Source organism: Halococcus dombrowskii (assembly GCF_022870485.1).
GTDB lineage: Archaea > Halobacteriota > Halobacteria > Halobacteriales > Halococcaceae > Halococcus > Halococcus morrhuae.
Genome location: NZ_CP095005.1, coordinates 1,985,248 through 1,999,553, shown reverse-complemented (window position 1 = coordinate 1,999,553; position 14,306 = coordinate 1,985,248). Strand labels below are relative to the sequence as shown.

The window sequence follows — 14,306 nt, the reverse complement described above, 5'->3', positions numbered from 1 at the left end:
AAACGAAGCGATTGAATGACTGATCGTGTTCGATCTCATTGAGGTACACTTCGTTCTCACATATGTGTTTTCCCATCCGACGAACATCGCAGTTCGCCCGTCAGACGTCCGTCATCCGTGACCGGCCGCCGATCACTCGCGGCGCGAGGGGATGTAGCGGTGGATCACGGGTATGCGGATGCCGAGGCGCTCCTCGATCTGTTCGATCGGGATCTCGTCTTCGGCCTGGAGGCAGCCAGTGACGGCGACCAGCGCCACCGCGACGAGGCCGGCACCGATGGCGAACAGCGGTAGCGTGACGATCGACAGCTCGACGACGCTCGAAAGCGCGAACGCGAGCGGGAACAGCACGAGCGGCAGGAGGACGAAGGTCTTGACGGTCGATCGCGAGAACGGCGAGATACCCGACAGCCGCCAGAGCACCAGCATGGCGATGACGTTGAGCGAGAAAAACGACAGCGCCGAAGCCAGCGCCGCGCCGACGACGCCGTACGTCGGCACGAGAACGATGTTGAGCACGATGTTGAGCACGGCCGCGGCGGTGTTCACCACGAGGATATACGTCGTGTAGCCGAACGCCGAGAGCGTGTCCTGACAGCGACCGTTGGCCGCACTGGAGAAGAAACCGACCGAGAGGATCGCCAGTGCCGTCGACGAGCGCGGATCGGTCACGTCGAAGACGATCTCGACGACGTCGCCGGAGAAGGCGACGAACGTCAGGAACAGCGGGAAGGCGACGATGTAGATCCACTTGGTCGTGATCTTGTAGATGCGATCGACCTCCGCGCGATTGCTGTCGTCGTCGAGGCGCGAGGCCAGCGGGAGATAGAGGAAGCCGAACACCGAGAGGATCACCGGCAGCCCGGCCGCGAGCGGATAGCCGTAGTTGTAGATGCCGGCGGCGTTCGGGGCCGACGCGAGCGCGCCGAGCATGAGCGTGTCCACCTGTGAGAGGATCGACGAGACCGCCGAGGCGACCACGAGCGGAAGGGAGAACCGAACCATCGCGCCTGCGTGCGTCCGGAAGGGGCCCCGGAGCGAAAGCAATCGGTTGAGGAGGACGTGCGCGACGACGACGGCGACCACCGCCGCGATGACGTAGGCGTAGCCCGCCGCGAGCACGCCCATCCCCACTCCGAACAGCAGGACGAGCAGGATGCCGACGCGCAGACCGTTGTAGAGCAGATCGTAGGCGTAGGTCCGGTAGATGGTGTTTTCGTGGCCACGGATCGCGCCCACGGCGACGCGCAGCCCGACGACGAGCGGGATCGCCAGCGCGAACAGCGTGACCAGCAGCGGCGGTGAATCGGCACCGAAGAACACCTGCCGGATCCAGTCGCCGCCGGCGAGCAGCCCCACGGCGATCCCGATCCCGGCGAGCCCGGCGATGACGATACCTGTCACCCAGACGCCGCGAACGTCACGCTCGTCGTCGAACCGGGACATGAATCGCGGGATCCCCTCGTTGAAGCCGACGAGCGCGATCGTCGTGCTGAGCATCAGTATCGAGAACCCCTTGCTGAACGCGTCGAATGCGGGCTGGGAGAGCACGCGACCGAGCAGCACCTGTTCGAACAGCTTCGAAAACGAGCCGAACAGGCTGCCGACGAGTACGAGGCTCGCACTCGACACCAGCGACGAGAGGTTCGACTCCTCGGCCGACGACGACTGTTCGTTCGCCATTCAGCGCCCGTCGGAGGCCGTCGGTGTCGGTCGCGCCGGTCTCGATCGGGAGCGACGCGCGAACTGTACTGAAGGATTCATCACCTCAGTTCGACTCCAGCGCCGGCAAACAGCTTTTCGTTCTCGTACTGTCTGATACCGACACGGGACGGTTGGCGTTCGGAAACCCACTGTTGTGTGCTGTGTCCTGGGTTCTCGTCCGACAGTATTCGGCAGTAGCAGAAACGGCTACCCGGCGAGTTTTACGGGATTCTGAATTCGATTTTCCTACAAGACTGTGGTTGCATTGTGCCCATCTCGGATCGGTTCAATGGAGTAGTCAGATATATCAGTTTCACCCACGTAAGCCTCAGAGTGTCCAAATAGGACGATCTGCTCCCTCTTCGACGGAGAATGTATTCATGATTTGCAGGTTGAGTAGCATCACGGATAAACGATAAAATCCCAATACAACACAACACAATATGACGTCGACAGAGCAATCGTGTACACAGTCAGCGGCGATCAACTGGCGTCCGGTCATCGCACAGGGCATCGCCATGTGGGTGGCAATCGCTGTAGCGCTCGGTTTTCTCCCCTCCAGCCACCCCGCCACTATCGGTATCGCACTAAGCATGGTTCTCGGAGCACCGTTACTCCCCATCTCGCTGTGGGCGGATTTACGTCAGACGCGAAATGCAAGCGAGTGTCCGCCGACTACCGGGGAGTATCTCGAGAACGTTTGCTGTGACATGATCGATAGCGTTTCGAATCGAACAGCACTCGGTGCGCAGCGGGCGATGCTATACGACTGTTCTCCCCAAACGCGGTCTTCAGTTCGATGAGAACGTCGATCGTCGCAAGAACGTCGATCCGGGCGATACCTTCGATCTGACCATCGAGCTGTTCTTCGAGTCCGACACTGTCGGACGGAAATACGCAAAGTCGATTCTGTTCGTCGGTATCATCCCGTCCGGCCGCGCCGTGCATCGGTAGATTCACGGCCGCCGCACCGACTACCACCACCGAATGGACGACGAACGTCGCCCCGGATCGGGGCTGGAGACGCTGCTCGTCGGGCTGGATGCGGCCTGCGGGCCGGTGTTCGACCGCCTCGAAAAGCGCGGGGCCGAGCTGCCGGCGCTGGAGGGAATCCTCGCGGACGGCGCGAGCGGCCCGCTCGAATCGCAGCTGCCGCCGTGGACCGCGAGCGCGTGGCCCTCGCTCTATACGGGGACGAACCCCGGAAAACACGGCGTCTTCGGTTTTCTCGATTACTCGGGTTACGACTGGGACGTGGTGAACGCGACCGACGTGCGCGAGCACGCGCTCTGGGAACTGCTCGCCGACGAGGGGAAATCGTCCGTCGTCGTCAACGTGCCCGTCACCCATCCACCCAACGAATTCGACGGCGCGCTGATTCCGGGCTACGTCGCGCCCGATTCGCCGACCTGTCATCCCGATGGACTGCTCGACGACGTCCGCGAGGAGCTCGGCGCGTACCGGGTCTATCCGCGCCATACCGGCGGCGAGGAGGCGAGCACCGAGGCAAAGATCGACGAATATCGGACGGTGACGCGGATGCGCGGCGAGGCATTCCGCCATCTCGCCGACCGCTTCTCGCCGGAGTTCGGTTTCGTGCAGTTCCAGACGACGGACACCGTCTTCCACGAGTGTCCCGGCGACTTCGCCGCGCTCCAGGCGGTCTACGAGGCCGTCGACGAGCAGGTCGGCGAGATCCTCGACGCCTGCGATCCAGATACCGTCATCGTCGCCAGCGATCACGGCATCGGCAAATACAGCGGCTACGACGTGCGCGTGAACTCCCTCCTGCGCGACGAGGGGTACGTCGAGACGGCCCGTGGCGGCGGGATGCCCTCTTGGGACGTGCTCCGCGACGAGCAGTTCTTCGACGACGAGGGGGGCGAGAGCGGCACCGACGCGCTGCTCGAAAGGGTGATGAGCGGTCTGACGCGCGTGGGCATCACGAGCCAGCGGCTCAACGCCGTGCTCGATCGCTTCGGACTCGCCGAGTTCGTCGTCGCCCACGCCCCCAAAGCGATGGTCCGTGCGGGCACCGAACGGGTAGATTTCTCCGCCTCGACGGCGTACGCACGCTCACATATCGAATGTGGTATCCGGCTGAACGTCGACGGACGCGAACCCGACGGCGTCGTCCCGGCCGACGAGTACGAGGCGGTCAGAGCGGAGCTCATCGATCGCCTCGCCACCCTCGAAACGCCGGACGGAAAGCCGGCGTTCGACGATGTCGCCCCGCGCGAGGACTACTTCCACGGCTCGGAGGCCGATGACGCGGTCGATATCGTGCTCGTTCCCCACGATTTCGACCAGTTCCTCTCGACGCAGCTGCGCGGGGAGACGTTCGGCCCGCCGACCGAGCCCTACAACCACAAACGCGACGGGATGGTCGCCGCGACGGGTGCGGGCATCGACAGCGATGCGTCGCTCGCGGGTGCACATCTGTTCGACGTTGCGCCGACGGTGCTCGCGTCGCTCGGGCTTCCGCGCGGCGACCACATGGACGGCGAGGTGCTGGATATCGTCGAATCGGCCGGCGAGCGGACCTATCCGGACTACGACGGACAAGCGCGTGAGACGACCGACGAACAGGCAGTCGAGGAGCGACTCTCCGATCTGGGGTATATGGAATGAGCATCGAGATACGAAGCGCGACCGACGATGATTTGGACAAGTGGAACAGCTACGTCGAGCGCTCGCCACAGTCAAATCCCTTCCATCGACGGGGGAGTCTCGCGGCGCTCGCGGCGCACGCCGACGCCGATCTGCATCCCCTGATTGGATTCAAGGGTCAGGAGCCGGTGGGGATCTTCCCGATATTTGCCGTCGAGCGACTGGGGGTGCCGATGGCCTTTTCGCCACCGCCCGATCTCCTGGTTCCGTATCTCGGGCCGGCGCTCCTGAACATGGGAAAGCTGAAACAGCGAAAGCGCGAGCGCCGTCACCAACGGTTCGTCGACGGCTGTATCGAGTGGGTCGACGAGCAGCTCGACCCGCGTTACACCCACGTTCGCAGCGACTATCGGTACACCGACCTCCGCCCACTCGAATGGAACGAACTGGCAGCGTCGCTTGGCCACACGTACACTGTGGATCTCTCGATCGGCGCGGACGAGCTGTTGGGACGGTTCAGCAGCGACGCGCGGAGCAACGTCCGCGACGGGCTGCCCGCAAACTGCACCATCGAGGAGGGCGGCGAGCGGGCGATCCGACGCATCGTCACCCAGATCTATCGTCGCTACGAGGCACAGGACAAGTCCTACGGCGTCACGCCGGGATTCGTCCTGGATCTCCGCGAGCGCCTGCCGGAGGGCTGTCTGCGCGCGTACGTCTGCCGGATCGATGGCCGGTTCGCCGGCGGGATGATCACGCTCGAAGACGAGGGCACCATCCACCGCTGGCAGGGTGGCGCGAAACACGACGCCGCCATCCCCGTCAACGATCACGTCGACTGGTGGATCATGCGCGACGCGATGGATCGCGACATCGACTCGTACGACCTCGTCGGTGCGGATTCGCGCCGGCTCAACGAGTACAAGGCGAAATTCGATCCGGATCTCAGAACGTATCACGAGGCCGAGCGTGCCGGCCCGGCCATGCGACTCGCGCGGGCGGTCTATACGAACCTTCGGTGAGTCGGCGCCGAGTCCGTGCCATCGCCGACGACACTCTTTTTCTGACTGGCCGACTCAGCGGTGCGAACTCCGGCCCGTCACCCGGCCGAGGGCGCGCCCGATGATCCCGATGCCGGGACGTCCGTCGGAGAGCCAGAGGGCGACGACGCCGACCATGAACAGGATGTACGCCACGCCGATGGGGCTGAACAGCATCGGCAGGAAGTCGCTCATGTAGTAGGCGGCGTTTTCGAGCAGCCCCGCACCGGCTCCGGGACCGACGATCGGGTCCGAGACGTCGACGCCCGGGCGGGCCATCGCGGGCCAGAACAGCGGCCAGTAGGAGGGGTCGCCGGTCGCGAGCGAGGGCAGCACGTCGGCCGGGAGATGCGAGAGGTAGCCCACGACGAAGGCACCGGCGAGTTGCGTGTACGAAAGGCGGCGGGCGACGACGAGGACGAGCGCCGAGAACGGAACGGCGAAGAACAGCGAGTGCGCGAGCACACCCGCCGGCAGGAGATCGAACGACCATGACAGCGGCTTGTCGACGAGGTCGGCGAACTGCGTGCCGACGACCAGCGCGATCGTCGCCGCACCGGTCGGTGTCCGTCCTCTGAGATGGGTGAGCAGCGAGTAGCAGAGATAGCCGACCGCGACGTGGCCCCACGGGAACACGTCAGGCGCTCCCGTTGCCGCCACCGCCGCCCCCGCCACCCGAAACGTTCACCGAGAGATGGACCGACCGATAGGCGTTCTCCTCGGTGGGGTTCTGTGGAGGATCACCCTGGTAGAGCAGGTAGACCAGCTGCAGGTCGTTCTCGGCGATGGTCGGCGTGACGGTGTGCTGGCGCTGCCACGTCCGGTTCTCCGGGACGGTTTGCGTCGAGAACCGCTTGAGCGTGTTCCGCGTGAGCACCTCCTCGCCGTCGTAGCGCTGGAGCTGGGCCACCACCGAGTAGTTCGCCGGTTCGCCCTCGTGGTTCTGGAGCTGGACGGTGAGCTGTTGGGACTGACCGACAGTCATGTTCTGCGGGTAGTCGCCGACCGTGAACTCCCCGGAACCGTCCTGCGTGCCGACGGCGAAGTTCGTCGTCGATGAGCCGTCCTGTGGCACTGCGAGCGCGTAGGTCATGCTCGCAGCGCCGACGAGTACGCTGAGAACCAGGACGACGTTGAGGAGCGCGTCGACCGACGAGCCGGTGAGGCCGCCGACGAAGTCGTCGATCCAGTAGCCGACCGGCACGCCGAACCGTTCGTCGCGTGGCAGTCCGAGCCGGCGGACGAACCCGATGGCGGCACAGATCAGTGCGAATCCCACGAGCACCGCGACGATCGGTCCCGTGTGATAGGGTGAGTCGGTGCCGAACACGAGCGTGGAGAAATCGAGCACGAGCGCGAGTAGCGGCACGAGAAACAGGCTGAGCCCGAACGAGAGCGCCACGCGCTCGCCCCAGCGGACGCCGCGGTGTTGGATCGACCGCAGGCTCGAAAACGTCCGCGTCATGCCCGACAGTGAGCTTACCTGGCCTGCGTTCCGCGAGGGGCGGCCGGGGAACAGCGCCGACAGCACCGTGTAACCAGGGATGAACAGCAGGAGTGGGATCCCGACGATGAACTGCAGCGTCGAGGGGAGACCGACGACGAGGAGACCGCCACCGACGAGCGCGTAGGCGACGACGAGGAGGAGGTCGCCCGGCAGCCCGCCGAGGGCCGAGGCGCTCTCGGCGTAGCGGTCGGCCGTCGTGTTCTCCGAGAGTGAATCACGGGACACCGTATCCGCCCTCTCGGGTGGGTGGGTTCTTGAGTGTGTTCGTTCGCCATCGCCCGGCGGTCGCGCGACCATCATCGGCGAGCCGTGTTTCGCCAATCAAAACGTACGTAGTTGTAGGTAACTGATACGCACTTGTTATGGTTCTCCAGTGTATAGGGGAACGAACAGGGGAGTCACATGATAGAGGATTGGGATACGATCAGTTTCGTGATTCGCTCGCAGTACCGCGTGGACGTGCTCTCGCGGCTGGTCGAGGGGCCGGCGACGCCGTCACGCATCGCCACCGACGAAGGTATCGCCATCGCGCACGTCTCGCGGGCGCTGTCGGGATTGCGCGATGACGAACGCGGGATGGTCGAGCTGCTCGTCTCCGAGGACCAGAAGAAAGGCCGCGTCTACGGCATCACCGAGAAGGGCGAAGCCGTCTGGGAGCGCCTCGAAGCCGAGAACATGCTCTGAGCCCGCCGATCGTCCGTCTCGGCGGCAGCGGAGCCGATCGAATGATGTTCGCCCCCACCGATAGAGTCCCGTTCGGAACGGACAAGCGCCATTTATATAGATGGACGGAGCACCCTGTTCCATGAGCGAACGTTCGGGAGCGCGGGCGGGCGAGCACGGGCGATCGTGGCTCGCTGCCGTCGCGCTCGCGGTGATGGTCGTCGGATCGCTCGCCGTCGTGCCGGGATCGGCGGTGGCACAAGAGAACGCGACGTTCATCGTCCAGCAGGGCGATACGTGTACGGAGGTCACGCCGCTCGGCGACGGCAGCCAGACGGTCGAGCAGTTCTACGACTACACGGTGCTCGACGATCAGGCGAACTACAGCTCGCTTGGCACCACCGATATCCAGGAGAATCAGGTGAGCCAGCTGTTCGTCTATCGCGGCAGCGACGGGCTGAGCCTCGTCTTCCTCCACGACGAGATCAACGAGCCGTACGGGTTCGTCGCCACGGGTGACATCTCGGGACTGCCCGCCGACGGCGAGTGGGCCGTCGAGGACGACAACTACACCGACCGCGACGACACCTTCGACTACACCGACACGGGCGCACAGATCCAGTGGAACTCCAACGGCGAACGCACCGACGGTGCGGCCTTCCGCGGACTGGGGAGTTCGGACTACAGCACGATCACCGCGGACATCGCGTTCAACGACGAGGTCGACCGCTACCCCTTCGAGGAGTGGAGCGGCTCGCCCAGCGACAACGAGATCGAGAACTGGATCGTCCGCTCGGGCGACGGCTCGACGACCGATCTCGACATGAGCAGTCCCGTCGAGATCAGCCCCGGCAGCTGTAGCGGCGGCGTGAGCACGTTCACGGCGACGACGGATGGATCGGGCGCGAACGCGACGGCGGGGACGACCGACGGATCGACCGCCGGCCAGTCGACCACAGCCGACACGCAAACCGCGACCGACAGCCCGACGGCGACCGCAACCGACACGCAGACCGCGACCGACACGCAGACCGCGACGTCCGCCGAGGACGATGGCGGTGACGCAACCGCCGGCAACGGGAACGATGACGGAGCCACCGCGACCGACGGCGGCGGACTGGTCGGCACGAGCTCGCCGACACAGACCGACAGCAGTGATGCGTTCGGGCCCGGGTTCGGCACGGGTGCCGCGCTGCTCGCCGTCCTCGCGCTCGCGGGTGTCGCGCTCGCTCGCCGCCGCTGATTTCGGCGAGCCTAAAAATTCAAGTAGGGGTGGGGCGAAGCCGCGTCGATGAGTGCATCCGAGAACTACGATTTCGACGACGTGAGTGTCGTGATGGGGACGTACAACGAAGCGGCTGCCATCGAGAGCGTGCTCGATTCGATCGACGAGGCGACCGACGGCGCTGCCGAAACGGTCTGTGTCGACGGATCGAGTGATCGCACGGCCGAGATCGCCCGTGAGCACGGCGCGCGCGTCATCGAACAGGAACCACAGGGCTACGGCGTCGCCGTCGCCCGCGCGCTCCGGGCGGCCGATCGCCCGGTGATCGTCACGACCGACTGCGACGGCACCTACCCGATGGACGCCCTCCCCGAGTTTCTGGACGCGATCAACGACGGCGCGGACGTCGTCAGCGGCGACCGCCTCTATCACGGGGCCGCGACGATGCCGCCGTTCAACCGCCTCGGCAACCACACCTTCGCCGTGCTGGCGAGCGTCCTGCTCGGCGAGCGCGTCCACGACACGACGACCGGGATGCGTGCCTACCGCCAAGAGGTCATCGAGGATATCGAGTGGACCGAGAACACCGGTCTCTCGGCCGAGCTGCTCATCCGCCCGCTCGCGCGCGGCTACGATGTTCAAGAGAGACCGATCGAGTACGGCGAGCGACTCGGCGAGACGACGCTCGATCCGCTCTCGGGTGGGAAAGACATCGCGCGCTCGATACTCACTGTCGGTCTCGACGAGCGCCGTCGGTAGTCAGGCAGCCGTGAGGTTCGCGTCGATCGACACACCGTCGCTGGTGCCGTTGACCACTCCCCGCCCGCCGCCACAGCGATAGGCCGGACAGACCTCTTTCGTGGGCGTGAGCGCGCGGATCGTGGTTCCAGACCGATCGAAGGGGAGTTCGACGCGGTAGCCGAACCCACCGGTCGGCCCTCGATCGACGAACACCGACAGCGTGAGCGTGTCGCCAGTGAGTGGTATCGAACTCCCGTTGACCGGCGTGACCTCCCCGCGAAGCCGGGCGCGCTCGTCGGCGATGAGCCGGAGGTCGAGCGTTCCGTTGTCGCGCGTCGTTGTGTAGTACGTCTGATTGTCGCCGTTCGCGAGGCGCACCGTGACGCTCTCGGGCGAGTCGGGAATCCCGAATTGGCCCTCAACCGCGAGTCGCTCGCCCGAGCGAACCGTGATCGGTCGGAGCTCGCCCTCGGAGGCGTCGCCGGTCGTCGGGCTCCACGAGCCGCCGTAGACGTAGCGGTAGTACGTCCGGTTCGGATAGGCGTCGACGACCGCGAACTGGCGTTCGGCGAGTGCGTAGACCGCGTCGCCGCCGAAGCCGGGATCGTTGCGCAGCGCCTGGAACGGATGGCTGAGCCAGCGACCGTACGTCGTCGGGAGGAAGACGAGCGCGTTTGCCAGACTCCGATTCTCGAAGGGCTGGTAGGCCTGTTTGTACTCACTGGTGACGTTTCCGTTGCGTTCGAGCGGCTCGCTCGCCGCACTCGCCGTCACACCCGCCAGCGCCGCGCCCGCGACGAGCAGACAGACCGCGAGTGCGACGCGCGCCTGTCGGGCATCGAACCGGGGCTGTAGCAGCCGGCGGAGTCGAAGCGCGCCCCGGAGGCCGGCGTACGCCGCGAACGCTGCCGTTGGAACGAGCAGGTCGAAGTGGTAGTACGGTCCCAGGAAGGCGATCAGACCCGTCCCCGACGTTTCGAGATCGCCGAGGATGTTGAAGTTGCCCCAGAAGAGGACGTTGCCGACGGGGATCGACACGAACAGTCCGGCGAGCACCGCGGTCCGGGCGTGCAGCCGCTTTCGCGGGACGACGATCGCGAGCGCCGTCCCACAGGCCGCGAGCGCCGTCCCGAGCACGCCGGCGATCCCCCACCGGCCGAAGAACGTCGCGAGCACCTTCGCGTTCGCCGTCAGCGCGAGCGTCGGCGTGTACTGTTTGGCGTGGCCGAGGATCGCCCGCTTCCCGAAGCCGATGCCGTCGAGCGGTGCGAACGCCGCGTACGGGAAGGTGAACGGATCGCCGGTGAGGAAGGCGTTGTAGCCGAGTGCGACGGCTACGCCGAGCAGTCCGCCTGCGGCGGTCAGGCCGTTGCGGATCAGGGCGATACGGCCATCCCGCAGCGACCAGAGCGCGTGGACGACGAACGGTGTGGCGAACAACACGGCGGTGTAGGGTCGCGAGAAGAAGGCGATGCCGATGGCGAGCCCGGCGATCGCCGCCAGCGCTCGATTCCCAGTGCGATCGGCACGGAGATACGCCGCGGCGAACAGCAGGTTCCACAGCGTCGTCGGCGCGTACGAGAGGAACGTCGACGAGTTGATGAGAAAGAGCGGCGAGAGGAAGAGCAGTCCGCCGGCGAGCAGCCCGGTCGCGCGCGCGAACCGCCGACCCTCGTGGCGGAAGGTTTCGGCGACGACAGTGGTCAAAAGAGCGATGTTCGCCGCCGCGATGGCGACGAGCGCGAGCGTGTAGTCGCCCGCGAGCCGACCGAGTGCGAACATCGCCGCGGCGACGGGCGCGTATTTGGGGTAGAACCCCTGTTCGCTCCCGACGAAGAACCATGGCCGGAACGATTCGGGGACTGGCGGCCGGAGGAACAGTTGTCCGTCGAGCAGCATGCCGGCCTGCTGGAGATACACTCCCTCGTCGTGATTCAGCGAGAGATACGGAAAGAGATCCGTCGAGACGACCCACACGACGAGCCCACCGATCAGGGCGAGGGTGAGCACCGCGAGCCGGAAGCGTCGTTCGTCGAGTCGCTCGCCGAGCCGCCCCATCACTCGGCGGGATACCACGCAAGCCGGTGGTCGGCGACGAACGAGACGGCGACCCGTTGGTCGGGGTGGATGTCGGTCGTGTGGTTGTGCTCGCAGTGGATCACGTCGCCCGTATCGAGTTCGACGCGGTAGACGAACGACGATCCGGTGTACTGCCGGTGGACGACCCGTCCGTTGCCCGCATCCACGTCCGCCACGGGGTTCGCCCGGAGATCGTCGGGTCGCACGAGCACGTCGATATCGGTGCCGGCGTAGTCGTCGGTGAGTCCCTGCATGCGCGCGGTCTCGAAGCTCCCGATGCCGGTGTGGACGCCGGCCTCGTCGACGCTGCCCGACAGGAAGCCCGCACGACCGAGGAACGCGGCGACGAACCGTGATTCGGGCTCTTGAAAGACGACTTCTGGCCGATCGACCTGTTCGAGATGTCCATCGTTGAGTACGGCGACGCGATCGGAGATCGACAGCGCCTCCTCCTGATCGTGGGTGACGGAGACGGCGGTGACACCCGCTGCCTCCAGAATGCGACGGACTTCCTCGCGCATCCGTACGCGCAGGCGCACGTCGAGATTGGAAAACGGCTCGTCGAGCAGCAGGAGATCGGGTTCGGGCGCGAGCGCGCGTGCGAGCGCGACGCGCTGTTGCTGACCGCCCGAAAGTTGGTCAGGTGTCCGCTCGCCGAACGATTCGAGACCGACGAGTTCGAGCAGCTCGGCCACGCGCTCGTCCGTTCGATCGCCGTCGGCGTCGGTGAGGCCGAACGCGATGTTCTCCTCGACGGTCATGTGCGGGAACAGCGCGAAGTCCTGGAAAACGATGCCGACATCGCGATCCTCGGGATCCACAGAACGAGTGTCGTCGGCGACGCGCTCATCGTCGAGAGTGATCGTTCCCGCCGTTGGGGTTTCGAGCCCCGCGATCAGCCGCAGCGTCGTCGTCTTCCCACAGCCCGAGGGGCCGAGCAGCGTCAGTAGCTCGCCCTCGCGGACCGACAGCGAGAGCTCGTTTACTGCCGTTTCGGCCCCGAACTCCTTGCTCGCGTCGGCGAGTTCGAGCACCACGTCGGCGGTGTCGGCGCTTCCCGGCGCGCTGTCGGGCGCGTCAGCCCCACGCGAGCGGTCGGTGGTGGCGTCGGGATACGGTTCCTGGGTGGATTTACCGGACATCATCGCCCTCCTGCGTGAGGATGACGAGCATCGAGAGTCCGGAGACGGCGACGAGCACGAGCGCCGGTACGGCGGCCGCCCCGTAATATCCTGCGTCTTGGACCTGCCAGATGTAGGTGACGAGCGTCTTGAACCCGGAGGGATGCAGGAGGAGCGTCGCGGGCAGCTCCTTCATTGTCGTCAGAAAGACCAGCGCCGCGCCCGCGACGACGCCCGGCGCGATCAGCGGGAGCGTCACCCGCCGAAAGCTCGCGAGCGGCGAGTGGCCGAGCGTGCGCGCGGCTTCGAGCAGCGATCGATCGACCTGGAGCACCGACGACTGGGTGGTGCCGACCGCCTGCGGGATGAAGCGGACGACGTAGCCGAAGATCAATAGGGGAAGCGTCTGATAGAGCCCCGGCAGATAGCGCACGCCGAAGTAGACGAGCGCGAAGCCGACGACGACGCCGGGCGCGGCGTAGCCGAGATAGGTCATCCGATCGAACAGATCCGTGAGCGGGCCGTCCGTCCGCGCCGAGAGATAGCCGACCGGCAGCGCCGCGAGCGTCGCGACGAGCGCCGCGAGCGCCGCGACGACGACGGAGTTCAGGCCGTAGGACCACTCGAAGGCGAACCCACCGGCTGAGTAGCCCGGCCCGCCGCGGAACAGCCACAGCGCCAGCACGCCGAGCGGGACGATCAGACAGAGCGCGACGACCAGCGTACAGAAGGCGAGCGCCGGCCACTTCCAGGCACCGAGCGAGATGGTGTAGCCACGCCGTCCGCCGGCGTAGGCGTTTCCGTCGTCGGCCGAGAGGCGCGACTCGATGCCGAGGATGGCGACAGTGAGCCCCAGCAAGAGCACCGAGAGCAGCGCCGCGCGGCCGCGGCCGAAGGCGTTGTACTCGACGAAGATCATGCGCGTGAACACGTCGTAATGCATGATCGACGGCGTGCCGAAATCAGAGAGCGTGTAGAGTCCCACCAGCAGCGCGCCGGCGGCGATGCCTGGCGCGATCTGGGGCAGGACGATGCGACGAAACGCGCCGAGATAGGAGTGGTTCAGGGTGCGCGCGGCCTCGATCTGACTGGCGTCGAAGGAGAGCAGCGCTGCGCGCGTGGTGAGGAAGACGTACGGGTAGACGAACAGCGTGAGGACCAGCACCGTGCCCTGAAGCCCGTAGATGGTCGGGATCGACTCGATTCCCAGCGGAGCGAGCAGATCGGCGAGCGTCCCCCGCGGGCCGAACGCCGAGACGAACGCGAACGCGCCGATATAGCTCGGGACGACGAGCGGGAGCGCCAGCAGGACGGTCCAGAACCGTCGGAAGGGGAGGTCGGTGCGTGCGGTCAACACCGCGAGCGGCACGCCGAGCAGCACCGAGCCGGCAGTGACCGCGGCCACGAGCAGCGCGCTGTTGATCGTGATCTGGACCGTCGAGGGCGACGACAGCAGCGCGAGCGCGCTCTCGATGCCCATATCGAACGCGCGGACGACGAGCCACGCGATCGGGGCGACGACCGCGAGCGCGATCGCGCCGGCGAGCGCGAGCAATCCCCCTCTGAGGACGGTCCCGCGATCGATATCGATGCGACCGTCGCCGAGGGTACTCATC

The 14,306-nt window shown here is 66.0% G+C and carries 12 protein-coding genes; 6 read left to right on the top strand and 6 right to left on the bottom strand.

The window, feature by feature from the left end; all coding sequences use genetic code 11:
- Positions 1 to 132: 132 nt before the first annotated feature.
- Entirely contained in the window at positions 133 to 1,683 is a 1,551-nt protein-coding gene (locus MUK72_RS10310) for a flippase (RefSeq protein ID WP_244699876.1), read from the bottom strand.
- A gap of 765 nt (positions 1,684 to 2,448) precedes the next feature.
- Between MUK72_RS10310 and MUK72_RS10305 the strand changes: the two genes are divergently transcribed.
- Genes MUK72_RS10305 through MUK72_RS10295 form a run of 3 tightly spaced genes read left to right on the top strand, consistent with a single transcriptional unit; the run spans position 2,449 to position 5,336 of the window.
- Complete coding sequence (locus MUK72_RS10305; RefSeq protein WP_244699873.1) at positions 2,449 to 2,658, top strand: hypothetical protein; 210 nt, start codon at positions 2,449 to 2,451, stop codon at positions 2,656 to 2,658.
- Between the two features lie 33 nt (positions 2,659 to 2,691).
- Entirely contained in the window at positions 2,692 to 4,335 is a 1,644-nt protein-coding gene (locus tag MUK72_RS10300) for an alkaline phosphatase family protein (protein WP_244699870.1), read from the top strand.
- Positions 4,332 to 5,336, top strand: coding sequence for a GNAT family N-acetyltransferase (locus tag MUK72_RS10295; protein WP_244699867.1), 1,005 nt, complete (start codon positions 4,332 to 4,334; stop codon positions 5,334 to 5,336). The genes MUK72_RS10300 and MUK72_RS10295 overlap by 4 nt, the downstream gene beginning before the upstream one ends.
- Before the next feature lie 54 nt (positions 5,337 to 5,390).
- Here the strand turns inward: MUK72_RS10295 and MUK72_RS10290 are convergent, their stop codons facing one another.
- Entirely contained in the window at positions 5,391 to 5,990 is a 600-nt protein-coding gene (locus MUK72_RS10290) for a metal-dependent hydrolase (protein ID WP_244699864.1), read from the bottom strand.
- Between the two features lies 1 nt (position 5,991).
- Positions 5,992 to 7,086 carry a DUF1616 domain-containing protein gene (locus MUK72_RS10285; protein ID WP_244699861.1) on the bottom strand — a complete coding sequence of 365 codons (1,095 nt, stop codon included), beginning with the start codon at positions 7,084 to 7,086 and terminating at the stop codon, positions 5,992 to 5,994.
- Positions 7,087 to 7,263: 177 nt separating this feature from the next.
- On the opposite strand from MUK72_RS10285, the gene MUK72_RS10280 reads away from it, so the two are divergent.
- The 3 genes from MUK72_RS10280 to MUK72_RS10270 all read left to right on the top strand — a co-directional run bounded on the left by MUK72_RS10280 (position 7,264) and on the right by MUK72_RS10270 (position 9,508).
- Positions 7,264 to 7,545 (top strand): helix-turn-helix domain-containing protein, encoded by a 282-nt coding sequence (locus MUK72_RS10280; RefSeq protein WP_004055053.1) that lies wholly within the window; start codon positions 7,264 to 7,266, stop codon positions 7,543 to 7,545.
- Positions 7,546 to 7,666: 121 nt separating this feature from the next.
- Entirely contained in the window at positions 7,667 to 8,767 is a 1,101-nt protein-coding gene (locus tag MUK72_RS10275; RefSeq protein ID WP_244699858.1) for a cell surface glycoprotein related protein, read from the top strand.
- A gap of 48 nt (positions 8,768 to 8,815) precedes the next feature.
- A complete protein-coding gene (locus tag MUK72_RS10270; RefSeq protein WP_244699856.1) occupies positions 8,816 to 9,508 on the top strand; it encodes a dolichyl-phosphate hexose transferase in 693 nt (230 codons plus the stop codon).
- On the opposite strand, the gene MUK72_RS10265 is transcribed toward MUK72_RS10270, so the two are convergent.
- From MUK72_RS10265 to MUK72_RS10255, 3 genes are read right to left on the bottom strand one after another with little or no spacing between them, the layout of a single operon-like run.
- Positions 9,509 to 11,548 carry a DUF7846 domain-containing protein gene (locus MUK72_RS10265; protein WP_244705315.1) on the bottom strand — a complete coding sequence of 680 codons (2,040 nt, stop codon included), beginning with the start codon at positions 11,546 to 11,548 and terminating at the stop codon, positions 9,509 to 9,511. It lies immediately after the preceding gene.
- Entirely contained in the window at positions 11,548 to 12,711 is a 1,164-nt protein-coding gene (locus tag MUK72_RS10260) for an ABC transporter ATP-binding protein (RefSeq protein ID WP_244699852.1), read from the bottom strand. Before MUK72_RS10260 ends, MUK72_RS10265 begins: the two co-directional genes overlap by 1 nt.
- Positions 12,701 to 14,305, bottom strand: coding sequence for an ABC transporter permease (locus MUK72_RS10255; RefSeq protein WP_244699835.1), 1,605 nt, complete (start codon positions 14,303 to 14,305; stop codon positions 12,701 to 12,703). The genes MUK72_RS10260 and MUK72_RS10255 overlap by 11 nt, the downstream gene beginning before the upstream one ends.
- Position 14,306: the final 1 nt, after the last annotated feature.